This window comes from Collinsella sp. AF28-5AC (assembly GCF_003457875.1).
Classification (GTDB): domain Bacteria; phylum Actinomycetota; class Coriobacteriia; order Coriobacteriales; family Coriobacteriaceae; genus Collinsella.
The window spans coordinates 19,232-38,578 of record NZ_QRTA01000001.1; the positions used below are offsets into that span (position 1 = coordinate 19,232).

Here is a 19,347-nt window from a genome sequence, read left to right on the forward strand (position 1 = left end):
GTACACGAGCACATGGCTGATTCCCAGACTGCAACCTCCGCGCCCGAGTTTAAGAGCGCCCACTTTATCGGTATCGGCGGCGCCGGCATGAGCGGCATCGCCCTCGTTCTGCACGAGCGCGGTTATGCCGTTACCGGCTCCGACCTTAAGACGTCACGTTATATCCGCCAGCTTACCCGCGCTGGTGTGAAGGTACATGTGGGCCATGAGGCCGCCACGATCGACGAGGTCAAGCCCGACGTGGTTGTTGTCTCCACCGCTATTCCGGAGTCCAACCCTGAACTCGTGCGCGCTCGCGAGCTTGGTATTCCCGTGTGGCCCCGTGCCAAGATGCTCTCTGCCTTGGGCCACGGCTACACTACCGTCGCTGTTGCCGGCACGCACGGCAAGACCACCACGTCTTCGATGTGCGCCACCATGCTCGACCGCATGGGTCTGGATCCGAGCTTCCTGATCGGTGGCATCGTCGAGGGCTATGACACGAACGGCAAGAACGGCTCGGGCGACTACTTTGTCGCCGAGGCCGACGAGTCCGACAGCTCCTTCCTGTTCCTGAACCCCAACGTGGTCATTGTGACCAACGTCGAGGCCGACCACCTCGATCACTACTCGGGTATCGAGGAGATCGAAGCGACTTTCGCCAAATTCATGAGCCTGGTGGGCGAGGACGGCACCGTCATCGTCTGCGGTGAGGACCCGCATCTGGTCGAGCTCGCCAAGTCGACGGGCCGTCACGTGCTTTCCTACGGCTTTGCCGAGAGCAACGACATCGTCTGCATGCACCCGGATGTCAAAGGCATCCAGAGTGACTTTATCGTTCGCTTTGAGGACGGCACTGAGCATGCCGTGGAGATCAAGAGCAATCCCGGTCGCCACAACATGCTCAACGCCACGGCGGTGCTCACCGTCGCCCATGTCCTGGGCCTTGACATCGACGCCGCCGCCAAGGCGCTCTCGAGCTTTGAGGGCGTCCGCCGTCGCTTTACCCACGTGGGCGATATCGATGGCATCACCGTGGTCGATGATTACGGCCATCACCCCACCGAGATCAAGGCGACGCTTGCTGCCGCTTCGTCGCTGGGCTACAAGCATGTCGACGTCGTGTTCCAGCCGCACCGTTATTCGCGCCTGCAGGCCCTGTGCGACGACTTTGCCGATGCATTTGCCAATGCCGATAAACTGCTGCTGATTGATGTGTTCTCGGCTGGCGAGATGCCCATTCCGGGTGTTACCTCTAAGATGCTCGCCGATACCGTGCGCGCCAAGCATCCTGGCAAGGAGGTCGTGTACTGCTCCAGCCGTCTTGAGCTCAATCAGGAGCTCGAGCAGATGGTGGGCGAGGGCGATCTGCTGCTCACTATGGGTGCCGGTGACGTTACGACCGTCGGTCCCGAGTTCATTGAGTATCTGACTGCCAAGAAAGACGCTTAAGTCTAATGGGTCTGTTTAATGCCGTCATGGCGCTCTCGGGCATGATCGACACGGATGTGATCGAGGACGAGCGCCTTGCGCGTCATACGAGCTATCGTATCGGCGGCAAGGCCGACCTCTTTGTGACGTGCCATAGCTATCATGCCCTCCGCCGCGCCGTGGCGGTGCTCGATCGCGAGCAGGTGCCGTGGGTCATCATCGGCAAGGGCTCCAATCTGCTGGTTGCCGATGGCGGTTATCGCGGCGCCGTCATTTCGCTCGGACGTGAGTTTCAGCGCACGGTTGTTGCCGATGACGGTTGTACGCTGACGGTCGGTGCGGGCGTGATGTTTGCGCGCCTGGTCAACGATGCCCTGTCGCGTAGCCTCTCGGGCCTTGAGTTTGCCGTTGGCATCCCTGGCTCGGTTGGCGGTGCGATATCTATGAATGCCGGCACACGGACCGAGTGGATTGGCTCGCTGGTTGAGGATGTCGTAACGTTTGACCCGGCATCCGGTATCAAGCATTATGCGGGGTCCGAGATCACTTGGGGCTACCGCGAATGTAGCCTTCCCCGCAATGAGATTATCCTCGAGTGCGTGCTCAAGCTTAAACCGGCGCCCAAGGCCGACATTCGCGAGCGCATGGAGCGGTACCTGACGAGGCGCAAGCGTACGCAGCCCATGGGTCGCGCATCCTGCGGGTCGGTCTTTCGCAACCCGCCCGATGCGAGTGTGGGCAAGCTTATCGAGGATTGTGGATTAAAGGGTTTTTCGATTGGCGGCGCGGAAGTTTCGCCCGTTCACGCTAATTTTATCGTTAATAACGGAACTGCCTCGGCCGATGACGTTGCCGCGGTTATCAGACATGTGCACGGAAAGGTGAGGGAGGCGTATGGCATCGAGCTCAGACCGGAAGTTAAATTCCTCGGCTTCTAGAGCATCGAAACCCACCTTCCGCCGCGCCGGAGGGCGTTCCGGCGCGCCTGCCAAACCTCAACGCAATACCGTCGCGCACTCTAAGTCTGTCGGGCATGCTCGACAGACCAGTCGTCCGGTTGTCGGCTCGCAGCTCGGTAATCGTCCGGCCGCAAAAAAGTCCTCGCGTCCCTCGGTGACGTCAAAGCCTGTTATGGGCGCCAAACCCGCCCGTCCCATGGCAACTCCTAAGCCCTCGACGGGAACTAAAGCGCCGCGTCCAGGTCGCACGCTGGGCGCATCGAAACCGCGCTCGCTGACATCGGTGCCGGCTACCGCCAAGAAGCCTTCGGGTAAAAAAAGCGTCAACCCGTTATCTTCACTTGGGGCGATGGTAAATAAAACATCAGACGCCGCTTCTGTCGTTGCAGGCAAAGGCAAAATCGTGGGCGGCGTTCTGGCCGCCTTGGCCGTGCTCGTCGTCGTTGCCATCGTGGTGATCAACTCTGGATTGTTTACCGCCACTGATATTCAGATTCAAGGCAGCGAGCATGTGACGAAGCACGATGCTATCCAGCTGATCGATTTGCCCGAGGGAACGTCGCTTTTTAACGTCGATCCCGACCAGATTACCGAGGACCTCAAGCAGAATCCGTGGGTCTCGGGCGTGGATGTCCAGCGTCAGTTCCCGCATACGCTCATCATTACGCCGATGGAGCGCAAGGTCATCGCAATTGCCTATATCAGTTCCGATGACCTTGCCTGGGCCATCGGGGATGATGACACCTGGATCGCCCCACTGTCGACGTCGGTCGAAGTGGACGACCAAGGCAACGTCATCACGACAGGGCAGGGCTCAAATACCTTGACCGGAATCGATGCCGCGCTGGCGCTCGCTAAGCACTATGGCGCGGTGTTGTTGACTGATGTCTCGGCGGATGTCGCTCCGGTTTCCGGCCAGGCGGTGAGCTCCAAGGCCGTTAAGGCTGGCTTGGATTATGTGCGTGGTTTTTCGAGCGAGTTCTTGGGACAAGTCAAGGATATTTCCACGCCTTCGGTCGAAGCCATCTCGGCAAACCTCAATAACGGCATTGAGGTGTCGCTGGGCGATTCGAACGATATCGTCAAGAAGGAGCGCGTAGTCACCAAGCTGCTTTCGCAGGTAGAGGGCGTAACGTATATCAATGTGCGCTCTCCGGGTAACTATACATTTAGGAACGCTCCGACCTCGTAGCGCTGGTTGATGCTTTGTTGAGGGGCCATACCACGCCGTTTATCTGGTTTGTTTGGTTTTCACGGTCAATTATTTGACTGATACGTTCATAATGTGCAAACATAATACGGTTTACCTTTGCATTTACTTTCAACCTGAAGGTTAATGTGCGCAGGGGTCGACCCATGCTATGGCTATAACCTTTGTTCGGAGGACCGACATGCACGAGACAGAGATCAACAACTACCTTGCCGTCATTAAGGTGGTCGGCGTCGGCGGCGGCGGTACCAACGCGGTCAATCGAATGATCGAAGAGGGCATCCGCGGCGTCGAGTTTGTTGCCATCAACACCGATGCTCAGGCACTCGCGATCTCTGATGCCGATATCAAGGTGCACATCGGCACCGACCTTACCCGCGGCCTGGGCGCCGGCGCCAACCCCGAGGTTGGCCGCAAGGCTGCCGATGAGTCCCGCGACGACATTGCCGAGGCGCTCGCTGGCGCCGACATGGTGTTCATCACCTGCGGCGAGGGCGGTGGCACCGGTACCGGCGCTGCTCCCATCGTTGCCGATATCGCGATGAACGAGGTCGGTGCGCTGACCGTCGCCGTCGTGACCAAGCCCTTCACCTTCGAGGGCCGCAAGCGCAAGAAGAGCGCCGAGGAGGGCATTAAGACCCTCTCCGATTGCGTCGACACCATGATCGTCATCCCTAACGATAAGCTGCTCGACATCGCCGAGAAGAAGACCACCATGCTCGAGGCCTTCGCGATTGCCGATGGCGTCCTTTCCCAGGGCACCCAGGGCATCACCGACCTCATCACCGTCCCCGGTATCATCAACCTGGACTTCGCCGATGTTAAGACCATCATGAAGCAGGCCGGTACCGCCATGATGGGTATCGGTACCTCTTCTGGGGACACCCGTGCCGTCGACGCTGCCCAGCAGGCCATCTCCAGCCCGCTGCTCGAGAGCTCCATCGATGGTGCCACGCGCGTGCTGCTCTCCATCGCCGGTTCCAAGGACCTGGGCATCCAGGAGATCAGCGACGCCGCCGACGTTGTCGCCAACGCCGTCGACCCCGAGGCCAACATCATCTTCGGTACCGTTGTCGACGAGTCCCTGGGCGATCAGGTGCGTATCACCGTCATCGCTACGGGCTTCTCCGACTCCAACGTCAACCGTCAGGACGAGCTCTTTGCTGCTCAGCAGTCTCAGAGCAAGGCCGCTGCCTCCGCTGAGCCGCAGCGCACCGCTCCTGCCACGAGCCCGGCTCAGGCCGCTCCGACCCGCAACGTCGGTGGCACCGAGCTTCCTAACTTCGGCAACGATCAGTTCGAGCTTCCCGACTTCCTGAAGCGCGGCAGCTTCTAAGTCGTTCTTTGCATTGTTGTGCACAGGGGCGTGTCCGTATGGACGCGCCCTTTTTATTTCGACTTTGTAAACTAGAACCTCCAATCTCTTTACGTTCCCTTTACGATTGCCTCCAGCGCAGCAGGTATCCTTTTAGAGAAGTATGACAGCCGTATAAACGCGGGCTGTAGCGGCGATGCCGCGGTACTTGTGTTATTAGGAGGCTTTAGTATGGCAGCACGTGCGGACAAAGTTTCGCGTGTCGACCATGATGGAGTTACGTTGGTGGAGGGCGCGACATCCGATGTTCGCTTTGCCTTCACCGAGCGCGCCGGTGGCGTTTCCGAAGATGCGTACTCCTCACTCAACTTGGGCTCGCATGTTGGCGATGACCCCTTTGCTGTTCAAGAAAATCGTTGTCGTGCGCTCGAGGCTATGGGTGCCGCCGAGTGCGAGCACAACCTGCTCGTTCCCAATCAGGTCCATGGTGATCATATCGTTGCGGTGACCTCGAACGGCGCCGATGACCTTGAGGACGTTCGCGAGCAGATTGCCGAGGGCTGTGATGCCATCGTCTGCACGGCGCATAACGTGCCCGTGCTGCTCTGCTTTGCCGACTGCGTTCCCGTGGTGCTGGTGGCCCCCGGCGGATTTGCCGTGGTGCACTCCGGTTGGAAGGGCACGATTGCACGTATTTCCGCCAAGGCGTGCCAGGCGCTTTGCGATGCTGCCGGTTGCGATGCGAGCGACGTTTCCGCCTATATCGGCCCCCATATCTTGGGTGACGAATATGAGGTATCCCAGGAACTCATGGATCGCTTTGCCGCCGAGTTCTCTTGCATCGATGCGAATACCTCTCGCATGCTTGATCTTTCCGCTGCCATTCGCGAGGCGCTGGTAGATGTCGGTGTCGACGCGGATGATATCGTGGATACCCAGCTTTCGACCGTGCGTCAGAACGACCGCTTTTATTCCTACCGTAACGAGGACGGCACCTGTGGGCGCCATGCTGCGATCGGCGTGATGCTATGAGAAAGATCGTATCGGTCCTGAGCGCCGCTGTGCTTACGCTTACGCTGTGCGCCTGTTCTTCGGGATCTTCTACCTCTTCCATTACCGTGGCCGGCTCCACGACCTGCCTTCCTATCGCCGAGATTGCGGCCGAGGGCTTTAAGGAGGAGACCGGCATCGACGTGCTCGTTTCCGGTTTGGGTTCTTCCGCTGGGATCGAGGCCGTCAGCGCCGGCACGGCCGATATCGCCAGCTCCTCCCGTGGACTCAATGCCGACGAACAGGATCTGGGCCTGACTCCCATCGTCATTGCCCACGACGGTATTGCGGTCATCGTGAACGACGACAACCCCGTCGATAACCTCTCGACCGAGCAGCTCCGCGATATCTACGCCGGCAAGATTACCAATTGGAAAGAGGTCGGTGGCGAGGACCTGAGGATTCAGGTCATCAACCGAGACGAGGCGTCCGGTACGCGCGAGGCCTTCCGTACCATCGTGATGGATGGCACGCCGTTCGATCGCCGCTCGGCTGTTCTTTCGGGTACGGGCCAGGTGCGCGACGTGGTATCTCGTTCGCGTGGGGCCATCGGCTACATTTCGCTGGGCTTCGTCGATAGCCTCAACGCCAAGACCTCGGTCAAGGCTGTCTCGGTCAATCATGTTGAGGCGTCCGAGAAGACGGTCGCGAGTGGCGGCTATCCCATCTCGCGCGACCTTTACTTCTTTGTGAAGGGTGCGCCTTCGCAGCAGGCGCAGGATTACATCGACTACGTGACGTCCGAAAAGATGGACAAGCAGATTCGCGAGGCGGGCTTTATTCCCGTCACCAACGACGAGAAGGGGAGTGAGTAGCATGGAAGCACAGGAAAACTCCCAGACTGAGCAGAATGCTCAGGCACCCAAGAAGCGCGAGCTGGCGCTCGTATCGCGCAGTACCTATATCAAGGAGAAGGCGCTGCAGTGGATCTTCTTTGCCTGCGCGTTTTTGGCGGTCGTTACCGTCATCCTGATTTTTGTCTTTACCACGTACTCGGCGCTGCCCGTCTTTACCGACATCGGTCTGGCGGACTTCTTTAGCTTTACGTGGGCGCCCTCTGAGGGCCACTACGGCATCATGTCGCTGCTTGCCGGCTCAGGTCTGGTGACCGTCGGTGCGCTCGCCATGGGCGTGCCGCTGGGCGTGGGTACGGCCGTTTACCTGGTCGAGATTGCCAGCAAGCGCGTGCGCAAGCTCATCAGCCCCGCCGTTGACCTGCTGGCGGGCATACCCTCCATCATCTACGGCTTCTTTGGCATGATCATCATCCGCCCGTTTATCGCACAACTGACCGGCGGCCTTGGTTTTGGTGCGCTGACGGCGTGGTTTGTGCTCGCCATCATGATCGTCCCTACCATCACCACGCTCACCATCGATGCCCTCAATTCCATTCCCATGGGCATTCGCGAGGCATCGTATGCCATGGGTGCTACTAAGTGGCAGACCATCTATAAGGTCGTGCTACCTGCCGCTAAGCTGGGTATCGTGGATGCCATCGTGCTGGGTATGGGCCGTGCCATCGGAGAGACCATGGCCGTGCTCATGGTCGTGGGTAACGCCCCGGTTATTCCCGACAGCATTGCGAGCCCTATCTCGACGCTCACGAGCCAGATCGCGCTCGACATGAGCTATTCCTCGGGTCTGCATCGCTCGGCGCTGTTCGGCATGGGCGTGGTCCTGTTTATCATCTCCGCCACGCTGGTGGGCATCGTCCGTCTGATTTCCAAGAAGAAGAGGGGGTAGGCTATGTCCGATTCCGTTGACACGACGGTCGATACGACCTCGTCGCGCGAGCGCATCAAGCGTGCCCTTTCCCACGGCAAGAAGGGCCGCATCAACAAGGACCTGTCCAACAAGATCATGCTTGGCGTGTTTCGTGCCGCTGCCTACATCACCACGCTGGTGCTGGTCGCTATCATCGCCTACGTGGTCATCAACGGCCTGCCACACATCTCGCTCGACTTTATCTTCGGTTGGCCCCAGGGCGTCAACGCCGAGGGCGGAATTTGGCCCACGATCGTCTCGACCGTCTACGTGACGGCGCTCGCCATGCTTATCTGCACGCCGATCGCTGTGCTGGCAGCCGTCTATCTGGCCGAGTACGCCAAGCAGGGCAAGGTCGTCGAGCTCATTCGCTACGCTGCTGACGCTTTGGCCTCGGTGCCCTCCATCGTTATGGGCCTGTTTGGCTACGCCTTGTTTGTCGAGGCCATGGGCCTGGGCCTTTCGATGGTCTCGGCCGCCCTGGCACTCGCGCTCTTGATGCTTCCCATCGTCATGCGTACCACCGAAGAGGCCATTCGCGCCGTTCCGCGCTATATCCGCTGGGGCGCATATGGCCTGGGCGCCACCAAGTGGCAGGTTGTCTCCAAGATCGTGCTTCCCTCTGCCTTTGGCCGTATTGCCACGGGCATCGTTCTCGCCATCGGCCGTGCCATTGGCGAGACCGCGGTGGTGCTCTATACCATGGGGCAGGCCATCAATCTACCTATTTCGCCGCTCGATTCCGGCCGCCCCATGACGGTTCACCTGTATCTGCTTGCCAACGACGGCATCAACATGAACGCAGCCTACGGCACCGCGCTCTTGCTGATGGTGATCATTCTGGCCTTCAACCTGTTTGCGCGCTTCCTGTCGCGCAAGCGTCGCTAGTTAAGGAGTCCCATGTCCGTTTATCAGTCCGCTCCCACGTTGGAGCAAGCGGCCATTACGGCCAAGGATTTCAACTTTTGGTACGGTGACTTTCATGCGCTGACGGGGCTTGACCTCAACATCGCCAAAAACGCCATCACCTCCTTCATTGGCCCTTCGGGCTGCGGCAAGTCGACGTTTTTGCGCTGCATCAACCGCATGAATGACCTGATCGAGGGCACGCGCGTCGAGGGCACCATGACGCTCGACGGCAACGATATCTATGTCGAGGGTGTCGACCCGGTCGATCTCCGTCGTCGCGTGGGCATGATCTTTCAGCAGCCCAACCCGTTTCCTAAATCCATCTACGAGAATGTCGCCTTTGGCCCTCGTCTGCAGGGCGTGACTAGCAAAAGTGACCTCGATGACATCGTGGAAGAATCGCTCAAGCGCGCCAACCTCTGGAAAGAGGTATCCAATCAGCTCAACAAGGATGGTTTGGCGCTCTCGGGCGGTCAGCAGCAGCGTCTGTGCATCGCGCGCGTGCTTGCGGTGCAACCCGATGTTCTTCTGATGGACGAGCCCTGCTCCGCCATCGACCCCACGTCCGTCTCTAAGGTCGAGGATCTGATGGCCGAGCTGGCGCCCGAGATGACGATCATCATCGTCACGCATTCAATGCAGCAGGCAGCTCGCATTAGCGACTACACCGCATTCTTCTTGCAGGAAGTTGCCGGCGAGCCCGCTACGCTCATCGAGTATGGTCAAACCGACGCGATCTTCACCAGCCCGGTGGACTCGCGGACGGAAGACTATATCACCGGCCGCTTTGGCTGATCGGTGCGACTAGTCCCAAGCCGATCGGATCTGGTCCGGTGCGTATTCACTGTGCGGGCGGCATGACCGCACCCAACTGATTGGAGTGAACCATGCGCAAACTGTTTTCCCGTCAGCTCATCGAGGCCCGTCACGAGATGCTGAGCATCTACGAGGCCGTCGATCTGGCCCTCCACGATGCCGTGAAGGCCTATGTGACCGACGACCGCAAGCTCGCCACCAAGACCAAGAAGCGCACGCTTTCGATTGACGCACGCTGCGCCAACCTGGAGGCCGTCTGCTACAACCTGATTGCCACGCAGTCACCGGTCGCCTCCGACTTTCGCTTGCTGCAGACGATCATCTACGTCGACTTTAACCTGCAGCGCATGACCGATAAGGTTCGCCAGATTTGCCGCGCCACGCGTCATATGATCAAGGCCGACATCTCGCTGCCCAAGGAGCTTGTCGGCACGGTCGAGGCCGAGGCTGAGGCCGTCTACCAGGTACTGGGCTCTTCGCTTTCTGCGCTCGTCACCAACGACATGTCCATCATCTGCAACTTGGCCGTCGAGGACGAGCCAGTGCACGCCGCCTACGAGAAGTTCTTCCGCACCTTTAACCGCATGGACACGGGCGATTTTATGGACGACGACAGCAACTATGACGACCTGCGCCGCGCCATCATGGTATCGCGCTATCTCGATCGCATCGCCTCGATTTCCATCGATGCCGCCTGCCGTCTGACCTTCCTGTTGACCGGACAGCGTATGACTGCCGGTGATATCGCCTGCACTGATGAGGATGAGCTCGAGAGCATGCGCGTGCCTTCGGGCGAGGGTGTTATCATGAGGCCCGCCGTCGATGCACGCTACGTTGCCAAGGTGCCCGTTAACGAGGTCAGCGAGGGTCTTCGCTACCTGCTCGATCATCTTGAGGACGAGGACGATGGCGAGGACGACGAGGAGTAAGTAACCCCGTTCATCGAAAGATTGTAAATACCTAAGTGAGCGCGGCCTTGCACATGCGGGGCCGCGCTCTTGCGTTAGCATGGGACTACTTGTTTGGCTGTCAGCGGAGGCGATTAGCAATGGATAACTATTTGGACTTGATGCGCGCTCGCCGCGAGCGGATTCTGGAACGTTTTTATGCGGCGCTCGATCGCGCGGGCCGCCCCCACGACGCCGCGCGCCTCATTGCCGTGTCCAAGACCGTTGGTGTCGATGAGACCGTTGCCGCCATCCAGGCGGGGTATCGCCATTTTGCCGAGAACCGCCCGCAGGAGCTGGTTCGCAAGCTCGCGGGTCTGGCGGAGCATCCGGAGCTGCCCGAGGTGCGCTTCGATATGATCGGCAACCTGCAGACCAATAAGATAAATGCGGTGCTGGGCTCAGCCGAGCTGATTCACTCGGTGGGTTCGCTGCATCTGGCGCAGGCGATCTCGAGCCGTGCTGTCCGCAAGATTGGGGCAGGCGAGCTTGCCGGCCCTCAGCGTGTGCTCATTGAGGTCAATGTGAGTGGTGAAGAGTCGAAGGGAGGCTTTTCGCCCGATGAGATTCGCGCCGCCGCGGGTGAGCTTGCGGAGCTTGAGGGAATTTGCGTGCAGGGGCTTATGACTATGGCGCCCCGGGGGAATAAGGATGTGGCACGCCGCACCTTTGCGGGGCTTCGTGAGCTGAGGGATGAGCTGGAGGCGGCGCATCCCGATTTGAACCTACCTGAGCTTTCCTGCGGCATGAGCGAGGACTTTGAGCCTGCCCTTGAGGAGGGCTCTACACTCGTTCGCCTGGGCAGGGTAGTATTTAGCCCGGAGTTTGCAGTAAAATAAGGCTCTGAAGTGCGCACTGATTATCGGGGCGCCTGCACTAAACCGCGAGAGGACACAACCATGGGCTTCCTTGACGAGATTAAAAATAAGATGCACCTGGGCGGCCAGCAGGGTTACGACCAGGGTTATGGCCAGGACGACGACTACGGCTACGATGACGGCTACGACGATGGCTATCAGAACAACGGCTACAGTGGTGCTTCGGGCGAGGGCTTCTACACCCAAGACGAGCCGAGCAACGGCCTGCTTGGCCAGACGCGCCGCGGTGAAGCTGAGTCGGTTGCCGTGTATACGCGCTCCGGTCAGCTGGTCGGCGATGACTCCCGCCATGCCACGACGTATAACCCGCCTTCGCGCTCGCAGGACAGTGTTGCGAGCGGTTATCGTCCTGGTGCCTATGACACGCCGTCGAGCTACGCCGAGAATACCCGCGCCCGTGCCGCCGCTGCACCCGCGCCTGCACCGAGCGATGCCTCGGCCTATGCGAGCAATATCATCAACGCCACGCCGCAGCTGCCGGCCTATGTCCTGCGCCCCGAGAGCTATGACGACGTGGAGACCGTGGTGCGCCGCGTTCGCACCAAGCAGCCTGTCGCACTGATTTTTGTGGGCGTACGCACCGAAGTTGCCAAGCGCGTCTTGGACTTCTCTTACGGCTTTGCCTGCGGTCTGGGTGCCACGGTCAAGGAGGTGGGCGACCGCGTGTTCATGGTGCTGCCCGCCGGTTGCGAGGTCAAAGATTCCGATCTCAAGAAGCTTCGTGCCGACGGCTACCTTAAGTAAAGACAAGACGAGGAGATTCCCATCAACATCTACACTATCGTCCAGCTGGTCAACACGCTGTTCAACTTCTATTCCACGCTCATTGTCGTCTACTGCTTTATGACGTGGATTCCCATGAAGCAGGGTGGTTTGCTTCAGGATATTGCTGCGGTGCTTGATAGCGTGTGCGGTCCGTGGCTCAACCTGTTCCGTCGTTTCATCCCGCCGATGGGCGGTATCGATTTTTCGCCGGTCGTTGCGATTATTGCGTTGCAGTTGGTGCAGAGGCTGGTTCTGCAGCTTCTTATAGGTATACTCGTGTAGAACTGACTTAGTAACTTACGTCGGGCGTGTAGCGCCGAGGCGATGAAAAAGGAGACTTGTTATGGCTATTACCCCTGCAGACATCCAGGCTCAGACTTTCTCTGAGGCCAAGCGTGGCTACGATCCTGCTGAGGTCGACGTCTTCTTGGAGACGCTGTCTTCCGAGGTTGACGCTATGCTCGCTAAGATCGTCGACCTTAAGGGTCGTCTGACTGCTACCGAGCAGCAGCTTGCCGATGCGCAGGCTCAGCTTGCCCAAGCTCAGGATGCCACCGCCCAGGCCGTTCCTGCCGCCCCCGTGGCTGCTCCCGCCCCTGACTTCTCCGCTCAGGAGCGCCAGATTTCCGCTGCCCTGATCGCTGCCCAGCAGACCGCTGAGACCATCGTCAACGATGCCAACGAGAACGCTGAGCGTATCCGCAACGAGGCTGACGCCAAGGCCCGCGAGGTTATCCGCCAGGCTCTGACCGAGAAGCAGGCCGAGCTCGAGGAGATCGATCGTCTCAAGGCTTCCCGTGAGGAGTTCAAGGCAGAGTATCTCAAGCTCATCCAGCACTTCATGGACGATGCCCAGAATTCCTTCCCGGCCGATCTGATGGCCTCCACGCCGGTCGGTTCTGCCGCTTCTCCTGCAGTGACTGTTCCCGCCGAGCCGCTGCCCGTCGCTGACCCGGTTGTCCCCGTGGCCGATCCCTTCGCCCCGATCGACAACTTTGCTGCCGACGACCTGGACTAACATTCGGCCTACAATTTAGTGCCTAGAAAGGACCCGCAGCTTGCGGGTCCTTTTTTATGACTGTGCAGGGGCGCGCAACATAAAAAACCGAGCCCTGCACATTGTGGCGCAGAACTCGGCGAATGGGTGAGCGGTAAAAGGTAGGTTTTAGGGCATGTGCCAAAAAACTACTTGAGGAGGAAGTTGGGGAGGGGAATGGTACGGGCCTCGCGATGCTCGGGGTCGGCGATGTGGTCGGCAGGATAGCCACAGACAAGCATGTGATAGGGATAAACGCCCTTGGGCAGATTGAACTGCTCCTGTGCCACCTCTGGCTTAAAATGGCATACCCAGCACGTTCCCAGGCCCTGCTCGGTGGCCTCCATCATCATCTGATCGCAAACGATGGATGTATCGATTTCGCTGGAATTCATCTGATCATACGGGCGCACCCAAGCATCATCGGTAACGCTGCAAATAAGGAAGATAAGCGGAGCGCCAAAGATAGACCCATCACGAGCAAACCGAGGCTGACAAGCAGCAGCCTTCTCCAGAAGCTCAGGCGTATCCAACACCATCACACGGGTTGGATGATTATTACAAGCAGAAGGAGCAATCCGCCCAGCCTCAACAATGGCATCCACCACAGCCTGCTCAACAGAACGATTCTCAAACTCGCGACAAGAATACCGAGACCGAGCCAGATCCAAATAACTCACAACCAAGCCCTCCAAATTCAACGAATCAATCCAAAGTAAAACAAAGGGTACCCAAAGCCCCATCCACCCAAACGTTTAAGGCGGTCCCAAAGTTCCCAATCGGGTCCAAAGGCCCCGCCAACAAAAGCCCCATCGCTTTCAAAGTATCAGCCAAAGTTCCCAATGGTGGTACGTAAGGCGAAGGGCCGGCACCTGTTTACTTTCGAACGACTCTGCCATGCAGCCGGAGTGAGAAAGCAAACAGGTGCCGGCCCTTCGCCGCCGGGACACGTACCCCCAATTAACTGTTCTTCATGACAATCGAATCCACAACATCGGCCACATTCTCACAGCAGTCAGCGCAGTACTCCAGGAAGGCGTACACGTCACGCCAGGCGATGACCTCGAGCGGGTCCTTGCCGTTAACGTGCAGGTTGCGCATGGCGTTGATATAGAGCTCGTCGGCTTCGGACTCGATGGTGTTGATCTGGATGACGAGTTCGCGCAGGGTCTTGGACTTGCGGTAGTTGGGCAGCTCGACCATCAGGTCTTTCATGGCGCGGCAGGCGTCAGTCACCTTGTGGGCGATGACGATGGCGTCGGGATGGATGCTCTGGATGTTGGTGAAGTAGACGCGCTGCACGACGCCCTCGATGCGGTCGAGCACGGTGTCGAGTGAGCAGCTCATCAGATCCAGATCCTCGCGCTCGAGCGGGGTGATAAAGGCGGTGAGCAAGGCGTCCTCAAGCTCATGGTGCTTCTTGTCGGCCGCATGCTCGATCGCGTGCATCTTGTTGAGCATATCGTGAATCTTTGCGGGATCGAAGTTCTCGAAAATCTTGGTGAGCAGCTCGGCGGCCTGGACGGCAAGGTCGGCGCAGGCGACGTAGTTGTCGAAGTAGAACGAATCGGGTTTCTTTGCCATGGGTGGGTCCTTTCGAGGCGAAGACGGGTGGGCGAGGTAATGCAGTCCGGATGGACGTTCGGTTTGACTAGAGGAACATCATGAACAGCTTGGCCATGACAAAGCTGATGAGTCCGCAGGCGGGGAAGGTGAAGAACCAGGTGAACATCATGTCTTTGACGACGCCGAAGTTGATGGCTGAGAGGCGCTTGACGGCACCGACGCCCATGATGGCGCAGGTCTTGATGTGTGTGGAGGACACGGGGATGCCGGTAAGGGTGGCAAGCAGCAGGTTTGCGGCGCCCGCCAGGTCGGCGGAGAAGCCCTGATACTTTTCGAGCTTGACCATGCTCTGGCCGACGGACTTGATGATGCGCTCGCCGCCCACGCTGGTGCCGATACCCATAGTGGCCGAGCACAGCAGCATAATCCAGATGGGGATGCCTGCATCGCCGACGCTCGTCTGGCCGCTGGCAAAGGCCACGCCTAAAAAGAGCACGCCGATGAACTTCTGTCCATCCTGCGCGCCGTGCATAAAGCTCATGGCCGCAGCGCTCGCGATCTGAGCGTATTTAAAGAAGACATTGGCACGTCGCCTGTTGGCGGCGGCGAAAAGAATCGAGACGAGCTTGCACAGGACCCAGCCCATGACAAAGCCCAGGCCGATGGAGAGCGCCAGACCGTAGATGACCTTCATCCACTCGTGGACGTTGACGCTGCTCGCACCGCCGAGGGCGATGGCGGCACCGGTCAGGCCGGCGATAAGGCTGTGGCTTTGCGAGGTGGGGATGCCAAAACGCGACGCTGTGGCGCCGTAGACGACGATGGAGAACAGCGCCGCGCATAGGCAGGCGAGCGCCATGGTGCTGTTTCCGCCAAAGTCGACGATATGTGAGATGGTGTTGGCGACGCTCGCGTTAAAGTGCGTCATGATGAGCACGCCGAGGAAGTTGAATGCGGCGCTCATGAGAATGGCGGCGCGGGCGGGCATGCAACGCGTAGTGACGCAGGTCGCGATGGCGTTGGGCGCGTCGGTCCATCCATTGACGAAGATGGCGCCCAACGCGAGGATCACGGTGACGGCAAGGACTGGGTTCGACACAATTTGGCCGAGGAAGGTTGAGAACGTTACGTCCATATATGGGCTTTCTCGAAGTTTGCAGACACGTTACAAAAACATGATAAATCGTATCACCTCCTGCGGGTCTCTTTACCGAGTTCTGATGGGAGAAGTGAACTTTTTGGCACTAAAATTGAATATTAGCCCTGTTGGCCGCGGGTGTTCTTTTTGCTAACACGCCATACGGACACGTGCGATTACTACGACACTCCAAAACCACAGTCTGTTCGCTTTACAACATGCAAACATGCGTTCGATAATAGGAGGCATGGAATATCGACAGACAGACGGCAAAACTCGGCGCGTGCACAAGCAGTATGTGGACGTCGTGGCCCGCATCCTCGCGGGCGGACAAGTCGTGCCGGTTACCGTCTGCTGGGTCGACGGTCGCTGCTTTACGATTGACGAGATCGTCTCGTCCACTGGTTTTGGCCTGACGGTCCACGGCGTTCGTACGGCAACCTATAAGGTGCGTTTTGGCGGGCACGCGACCGAGTTGTATCTGGAGGACCAGGCGTGCGGACGGCCGGACGGCTCGCAGGCCCACGTGATGCGTTGGTGGGTCTGGGCGTTTGATCGTACGCTTGAGGGCGAGCGCCGTAGGTAAGGACGCACGGCGTTCGGGTACAATGGCAGGAATCTTGTCATCTGCTGCGCCGTCTTTCACGGCGCTTTGTGAAAGGACGAAGTATGAACGATATCCAGGGCTATCAGAACGGCCCCATCGAGACCGGTGCAAGCCGTGCCAAGGAGATGTCGCCGCGCGCGTACAACCTTGTCATGTCTGCCCTGATTTTCTTGGGCTTTTGCGCCATGGGCGCCGGCGCCTACTTTACGAGCACCATGTCGTTTGCGCGCATGATGATGAGCGGCGCAGCCTTGCCGCTGGTCTTTGGCTCGTTTATTTTGACCATCGTCGGCATGGTCATGATGTCGGCCGCCGCCAGCAAGCAGTCCGTGGGCCTGTCCCTTGTGGGCTACGTAATCTTTGCGAGTACCTTTGGCCTGACCGCGTCGTTTGGCCTTGCCAACTACGACCTGCCCACCATCAACACCGCTTTTATCGCCACGGCCGCCATCACCTTTGTCTTTGGCGCGCTGGGCGTGACCTTCCCCAAGTTTTTCCAGCGCGTATATGGCATCGGTTTTGGCATTCTGCTCGCCACTGTTCTGGTTGAGATCGTGCTGATGTTCATGGGCGTCTCGCAGTCCATCACCGACCTGATCGTGATCGTGGTGTTCGCCGGCTTTATTGGCTACGACACCTATGTTGCCACGACGGTGCCGCCTACGCTGCCCAACGCCGTGCTCATGGCGTCCAATCTGTTCGTTGACATTATCAACGTGTTCCTGCGCATCCTGAACATCCTTGGCCGTCGCGACTAGTGGCGAATTGCGGCGGTGCTTGCCGTGCGGGCAAATCGATGCGAAAGGCGGTCCTTCGGGGCCGTCTTTTTTGTACGCGGCGGGGTATCATGGATGGGAAAAGCCGATAGCGGCAGCGACAGGAAAGGTGGCCACGTATGGCAGACGTCGACAACAGGAACCGTAACCGCAGGTCCAACCGAGCGGGTCAGCCCAATCCCAAGCGCGAGGCCCGTGCCAAGGCCGCCGAGCGTCACGTGTCAACTGTGTCCGAAGCGTGCGCCAAGGATATCGAGCGTTCGCTTGCCGGTGTTCGCGAGTTTGACGGTATGCCTGCCGGCTTTGTCGCGGCGATGAAGGCCAAGGTTCAGACTGCTGTGGCCGCTGAAGAACAGGTTGCCGAGGACGTCGAGGGCGCGGAGGCTGCCGAGACCGAGGCGGCACCCGAGAGCGAGGCAGCGCCCGAGACCGAGGCAGCTCCTGAGCCCGTCGAGGAGCCTGCCGAGGAAATCGCCGAAGCTGAGTCCGCGCCTGCTGAGGAGCCTGCTGCGTCCCTGCCTGAGGTCACCGTGCTCGATGCCTCCGCCACGCAGGCCATCTTGGACAACGGTCGTGGCTATGCGCAGTTCTGCGACATGGCCGTGCTCGCCTTTGCCTCGTTCACCAATCCGGGCGGTGGCTATATTCAGGGTTATCTGGGCCAGGAGGCCACGCTGTGCGCCGATTCGTATCTGTACAACGTTCTCGATAAGCAGCGCAAATGGTACGGCGAGAACCGTCGCCGCAACATCAACTGCGAGCTTTACCGAAACCGTGCGCTGGTGGTGCCTGCGGTGCGCTTCGATCGCAACCACGTGCATGCATACGCCGACGTGATCGTGGCCGCCGCGCCCAACGTTAAGCGCGCCCGCCAGGAGTATCGCGTGAGCGACGATGCTCTGCTGGATGCCCTGCGCGACCGCATTCGCTTTGTGCTTGCCATCTGCGACGAGCTGGGTCGCGAGAAGCTCGTACTGGGCGCTTGGGGCTGCGACAACAACGGCTTTGACGCCGAGGCCGTGGCCGAGCTCTTCCGCAAGGAGCTCGCGTCGGGCGACTTTAAGGTCAAGCAAGTCTTCTTTGCCGTGCCTTCTACGCGCTGGGATGAGGATTTTGCCAAGTTCGAGCACGTGCTGGCAAACTTCCCCGAGCGCAACGAGGAGTCCTATGCCCAGGTTGCCGCTCGCGCTGCGGCAGCTCGCGCCGCCGAGCAGGCCCAGGCTGCTACCGAGGATGATGAGAACGAGGACGATTGGCGCAAGTACCTGTAATCGGTACGTGCTGACAGATGGGTCGAGCCGGCGGGAGGGCTGCTCCCGTCGGCTTTTTACTGAGCGAGGGGCTTACGATGAAAAACGTTCTATGCTTTGGCGACAGCAACACCTATGGTTACGATCCGGCGGGCATGCGCGACGGCACCGCGGTGCGCTATGCGCGGGATGTGCGCTGGTGCGGCGTGGCCCAACGTGACTTAGGCGAGGGCTGGCATGTAATTGAAGAAGGCCTCAACGGCCGCACGACGGTACGCGACGACATGTGCCATCTGGACACCAATCTTAACGGCATCCGCGCGCTGCCGATGCTGCTCGAGGCCCATAAGCCACTGGACGCCATTGTGATCATGCTGGGCACCAACGACTGCAAGACGGTCTTTAACGTGACGGCTGCCGATATCGCCCGTGGCGCCATGGCGCTGATTCGCGCCGTCCGCGCGTTTCCGTGGACCGACGCTGCGCCTTGTCCGCGCATTCTGCTGATGGCTCCTATCAAGATCAAGCCGCAGATCGCCGATGTATATATGACCGATTTTGACGAGCGTTCCGTCGAGGCCTCGGAGCATTTTGCTGAATACTACGCGCACGTAGCCGAGCAGTTTGGCTGCGACTTTTTGAATGCAGCGGAGTTTGCCGAGCCGGGCGATATCGACTATCTGCATATGATGCCCGAAAGCCATGAGAGCCTGGGTCACGCCGTGGCGGCCAAGCTCCAAGAGATGCTCGGTGAGTAGCACGGCCCCAAACCACCACAATAGTTCTCCTTGCGACGGCTTGTTTCGTTGGTTTGCTTTGATCTGTAACAGTTGTAAGGCCAAAAACGGGCTAGATGTTACAGATTAAGATTATTTAGGTCGATATCGGTCGTTTGTCTCGATCTGTAACATCTAGGGTCGATTTTGCCGAGTTACTGTTACACATCGAGAT

Annotated in this window: 21 protein-coding genes; 18 read left to right on the forward strand and 3 right to left on the reverse strand. The window is 59.1% G+C overall.

Features of this window, described 5'->3' with window-relative positions; translation table 11 throughout:
• Nucleotides 1-12 precede the first annotated feature (12 nt).
• The 14 genes from murC (at nt 13) to DWZ01_RS00145 (ending at nt 13,041) form a co-directional block, all read left to right on the forward strand.
• Nucleotides 13-1,431 (forward strand): UDP-N-acetylmuramate--L-alanine ligase, encoded by a 1,419-nt coding sequence (gene murC / locus DWZ01_RS00080; RefSeq protein ID WP_055286074.1) that lies wholly within the window; start codon nt 13-15, stop codon nt 1,429-1,431.
• Nucleotides 1,432-1,436: 5 nt separating this feature from the next.
• The gene (gene murB / locus DWZ01_RS00085) at nt 1,437-2,348 is read left to right on the forward strand and encodes a UDP-N-acetylmuramate dehydrogenase (RefSeq protein ID WP_006234257.1); all 912 of its coding nucleotides are present in this window, start codon (nt 1,437-1,439) and stop codon (nt 2,346-2,348) included.
• A gap of 424 nt (nt 2,349-2,772) precedes the next feature.
• On the forward strand, nt 2,773-3,561 hold the full coding sequence (locus DWZ01_RS00090; RefSeq protein WP_227790121.1) for a cell division protein FtsQ/DivIB: 789 nt from the start codon (nt 2,773-2,775) through the stop codon (nt 3,559-3,561).
• A 199-nt stretch (nt 3,562-3,760) separates the two neighbouring features.
• Nucleotides 3,761-4,915, forward strand: a complete 1,155-nt coding sequence (ftsZ, locus tag DWZ01_RS00095) for a cell division protein FtsZ (protein WP_022094491.1) — start codon at nt 3,761-3,763, stop codon at nt 4,913-4,915.
• Nucleotides 4,916-5,125: 210 nt separating this feature from the next.
• On the forward strand, nt 5,126-5,926 hold the full coding sequence (locus tag DWZ01_RS00100; protein ID WP_117758729.1) for a polyphenol oxidase family protein: 801 nt from the start codon (nt 5,126-5,128) through the stop codon (nt 5,924-5,926).
• Nucleotides 5,923-6,759 (forward strand): phosphate ABC transporter substrate-binding protein, encoded by an 837-nt coding sequence (locus DWZ01_RS00105; RefSeq protein WP_055251678.1) that lies wholly within the window; start codon nt 5,923-5,925, stop codon nt 6,757-6,759. Before DWZ01_RS00100 ends, DWZ01_RS00105 begins: the two co-directional genes overlap by 4 nt.
• Before the next feature lies 1 nt (nt 6,760).
• The gene (pstC, locus tag DWZ01_RS00110; protein WP_117769999.1) at nt 6,761-7,687 is read left to right on the forward strand and encodes a phosphate ABC transporter permease subunit PstC; all 927 of its coding nucleotides are present in this window, start codon (nt 6,761-6,763) and stop codon (nt 7,685-7,687) included.
• Nucleotides 7,688-7,690: 3 nt separating this feature from the next.
• Nucleotides 7,691-8,596, forward strand: coding sequence for a phosphate ABC transporter permease PstA (gene pstA, locus DWZ01_RS00115; protein WP_006234250.1), 906 nt, complete (start codon nt 7,691-7,693; stop codon nt 8,594-8,596).
• Nucleotides 8,597-8,608: 12 nt separating this feature from the next.
• Nucleotides 8,609-9,412 (forward strand): phosphate ABC transporter ATP-binding protein PstB, encoded by an 804-nt coding sequence (gene pstB, locus DWZ01_RS00120; RefSeq protein WP_117758727.1) that lies wholly within the window; start codon nt 8,609-8,611, stop codon nt 9,410-9,412.
• A 92-nt stretch (nt 9,413-9,504) separates the two neighbouring features.
• Nucleotides 9,505-10,362, forward strand: a complete 858-nt coding sequence (locus DWZ01_RS00125) for a PhoU domain-containing protein (RefSeq protein ID WP_006234247.1) — start codon at nt 9,505-9,507, stop codon at nt 10,360-10,362.
• Between the two features lie 119 nt (nt 10,363-10,481).
• Nucleotides 10,482-11,219, forward strand: coding sequence for a YggS family pyridoxal phosphate-dependent enzyme (locus tag DWZ01_RS00130; protein WP_117758726.1), 738 nt, complete (start codon nt 10,482-10,484; stop codon nt 11,217-11,219).
• 60 nt (nt 11,220-11,279) lie between these two features.
• A complete protein-coding gene (locus DWZ01_RS00135; RefSeq protein WP_006234245.1) occupies nt 11,280-12,002 on the forward strand; it encodes a cell division protein SepF in 723 nt (240 codons plus the stop codon).
• Between the two features lie 57 nt (nt 12,003-12,059).
• A complete protein-coding gene (locus DWZ01_RS00140) occupies nt 12,060-12,305 on the forward strand; it encodes a YggT family protein (protein ID WP_227790178.1) in 246 nt (81 codons plus the stop codon).
• Nucleotides 12,306-12,366: 61 nt separating this feature from the next.
• Entirely contained in the window at nt 12,367-13,041 is a 675-nt protein-coding gene (locus tag DWZ01_RS00145) for a DivIVA domain-containing protein (RefSeq protein WP_006234242.1), read from the forward strand.
• A 167-nt stretch (nt 13,042-13,208) separates the two neighbouring features.
• Here DWZ01_RS00145 and DWZ01_RS00150 read toward each other — a convergent pair whose 3' ends face one another.
• The 3 genes from DWZ01_RS00150 to DWZ01_RS00160 all read right to left on the reverse strand — a co-directional run bounded on the left by DWZ01_RS00150 (nt 13,209) and on the right by DWZ01_RS00160 (nt 15,760).
• The gene (locus DWZ01_RS00150) at nt 13,209-13,739 is read right to left on the reverse strand and encodes a nitroreductase family protein (RefSeq protein WP_117758725.1); all 531 of its coding nucleotides are present in this window, start codon (nt 13,737-13,739) and stop codon (nt 13,209-13,211) included.
• A 280-nt stretch (nt 13,740-14,019) separates the two neighbouring features.
• Nucleotides 14,020-14,643, reverse strand: coding sequence for a DUF47 domain-containing protein (locus DWZ01_RS00155; RefSeq protein ID WP_006234238.1), 624 nt, complete (start codon nt 14,641-14,643; stop codon nt 14,020-14,022).
• A gap of 67 nt (nt 14,644-14,710) precedes the next feature.
• Nucleotides 14,711-15,760 carry an inorganic phosphate transporter gene (locus DWZ01_RS00160; protein ID WP_006234237.1) on the reverse strand — a complete coding sequence of 350 codons (1,050 nt, stop codon included), beginning with the start codon at nt 15,758-15,760 and terminating at the stop codon, nt 14,711-14,713.
• Between the two features lie 250 nt (nt 15,761-16,010).
• On the opposite strand from DWZ01_RS00160, the gene DWZ01_RS00165 reads away from it, so the two are divergent.
• From DWZ01_RS00165 to DWZ01_RS00180, 4 genes are all read left to right on the forward strand, one after another.
• The gene (locus tag DWZ01_RS00165; protein WP_117758724.1) at nt 16,011-16,349 is read left to right on the forward strand and encodes a hypothetical protein; all 339 of its coding nucleotides are present in this window, start codon (nt 16,011-16,013) and stop codon (nt 16,347-16,349) included.
• 83 nt (nt 16,350-16,432) lie between these two features.
• Nucleotides 16,433-17,128, forward strand: a complete 696-nt coding sequence (locus tag DWZ01_RS00170) for a Bax inhibitor-1 family protein (RefSeq protein ID WP_117758723.1) — start codon at nt 16,433-16,435, stop codon at nt 17,126-17,128.
• Nucleotides 17,129-17,265: 137 nt separating this feature from the next.
• Nucleotides 17,266-18,417 (forward strand): TIGR02452 family protein, encoded by a 1,152-nt coding sequence (locus DWZ01_RS00175; protein WP_117758722.1) that lies wholly within the window; start codon nt 17,266-17,268, stop codon nt 18,415-18,417.
• 77 nt (nt 18,418-18,494) lie between these two features.
• Nucleotides 18,495-19,154 (forward strand): SGNH/GDSL hydrolase family protein, encoded by a 660-nt coding sequence (locus tag DWZ01_RS00180; RefSeq protein WP_158556905.1) that lies wholly within the window; start codon nt 18,495-18,497, stop codon nt 19,152-19,154.
• Nucleotides 19,155-19,347 lie beyond the last annotated feature (193 nt).

Excerpts from the sequence above, each read along its gene's own strand:
- murB (WP_006234257.1), top strand. The coding sequence starts at position 1,437 with ATGGGTCTGTTTAATGCCGTCATGGCGCTCTCGGGCATGATCGACACG.
- DWZ01_RS00100 (WP_117758729.1), top strand. The coding sequence starts at position 5,126 with ATGGCAGCACGTGCGGACAAAGTTTCGCGTGTCGACCATGATGGAGTT.
- pstB (WP_117758727.1), top strand. The coding sequence starts at position 8,609 with ATGTCCGTTTATCAGTCCGCTCCCACGTTGGAGCAAGCGGCCATTACG.
- pstA (WP_006234250.1), top strand. The coding sequence starts at position 7,691 with ATGTCCGATTCCGTTGACACGACGGTCGATACGACCTCGTCGCGCGAG.
- ftsZ (WP_022094491.1), top strand. The coding sequence starts at position 3,761 with ATGCACGAGACAGAGATCAACAACTACCTTGCCGTCATTAAGGTGGTC.
- DWZ01_RS00130 (WP_117758726.1), top strand. The coding sequence starts at position 10,482 with ATGGATAACTATTTGGACTTGATGCGCGCTCGCCGCGAGCGGATTCTG.
- DWZ01_RS00180 (WP_158556905.1), top strand. The coding sequence starts at position 18,495 with ATGAAAAACGTTCTATGCTTTGGCGACAGCAACACCTATGGTTACGAT.
- DWZ01_RS00105 (WP_055251678.1), top strand. The coding sequence starts at position 5,923 with ATGAGAAAGATCGTATCGGTCCTGAGCGCCGCTGTGCTTACGCTTACG.
- DWZ01_RS00135 (WP_006234245.1), top strand. The coding sequence starts at position 11,280 with ATGGGCTTCCTTGACGAGATTAAAAATAAGATGCACCTGGGCGGCCAG.
- DWZ01_RS00160 (WP_006234237.1), bottom strand. The coding sequence starts at position 15,760 with ATGGACGTAACGTTCTCAACCTTCCTCGGCCAAATTGTGTCGAACCCA.
- DWZ01_RS00170 (WP_117758723.1), top strand. The coding sequence starts at position 16,433 with ATGAACGATATCCAGGGCTATCAGAACGGCCCCATCGAGACCGGTGCA.
- DWZ01_RS00175 (WP_117758722.1), top strand. The coding sequence starts at position 17,266 with ATGGCAGACGTCGACAACAGGAACCGTAACCGCAGGTCCAACCGAGCG.
- DWZ01_RS00165 (WP_117758724.1), top strand. The coding sequence starts at position 16,011 with ATGGAATATCGACAGACAGACGGCAAAACTCGGCGCGTGCACAAGCAG.
- DWZ01_RS00155 (WP_006234238.1), bottom strand. The coding sequence starts at position 14,643 with ATGGCAAAGAAACCCGATTCGTTCTACTTCGACAACTACGTCGCCTGC.
- DWZ01_RS00125 (WP_006234247.1), top strand. The coding sequence starts at position 9,505 with ATGCGCAAACTGTTTTCCCGTCAGCTCATCGAGGCCCGTCACGAGATG.
- DWZ01_RS00145 (WP_006234242.1), top strand. The coding sequence starts at position 12,367 with ATGGCTATTACCCCTGCAGACATCCAGGCTCAGACTTTCTCTGAGGCC.
- murC (WP_055286074.1), top strand. The coding sequence starts at position 13 with ATGGCTGATTCCCAGACTGCAACCTCCGCGCCCGAGTTTAAGAGCGCC.
- pstC (WP_117769999.1), top strand. The coding sequence starts at position 6,761 with ATGGAAGCACAGGAAAACTCCCAGACTGAGCAGAATGCTCAGGCACCC.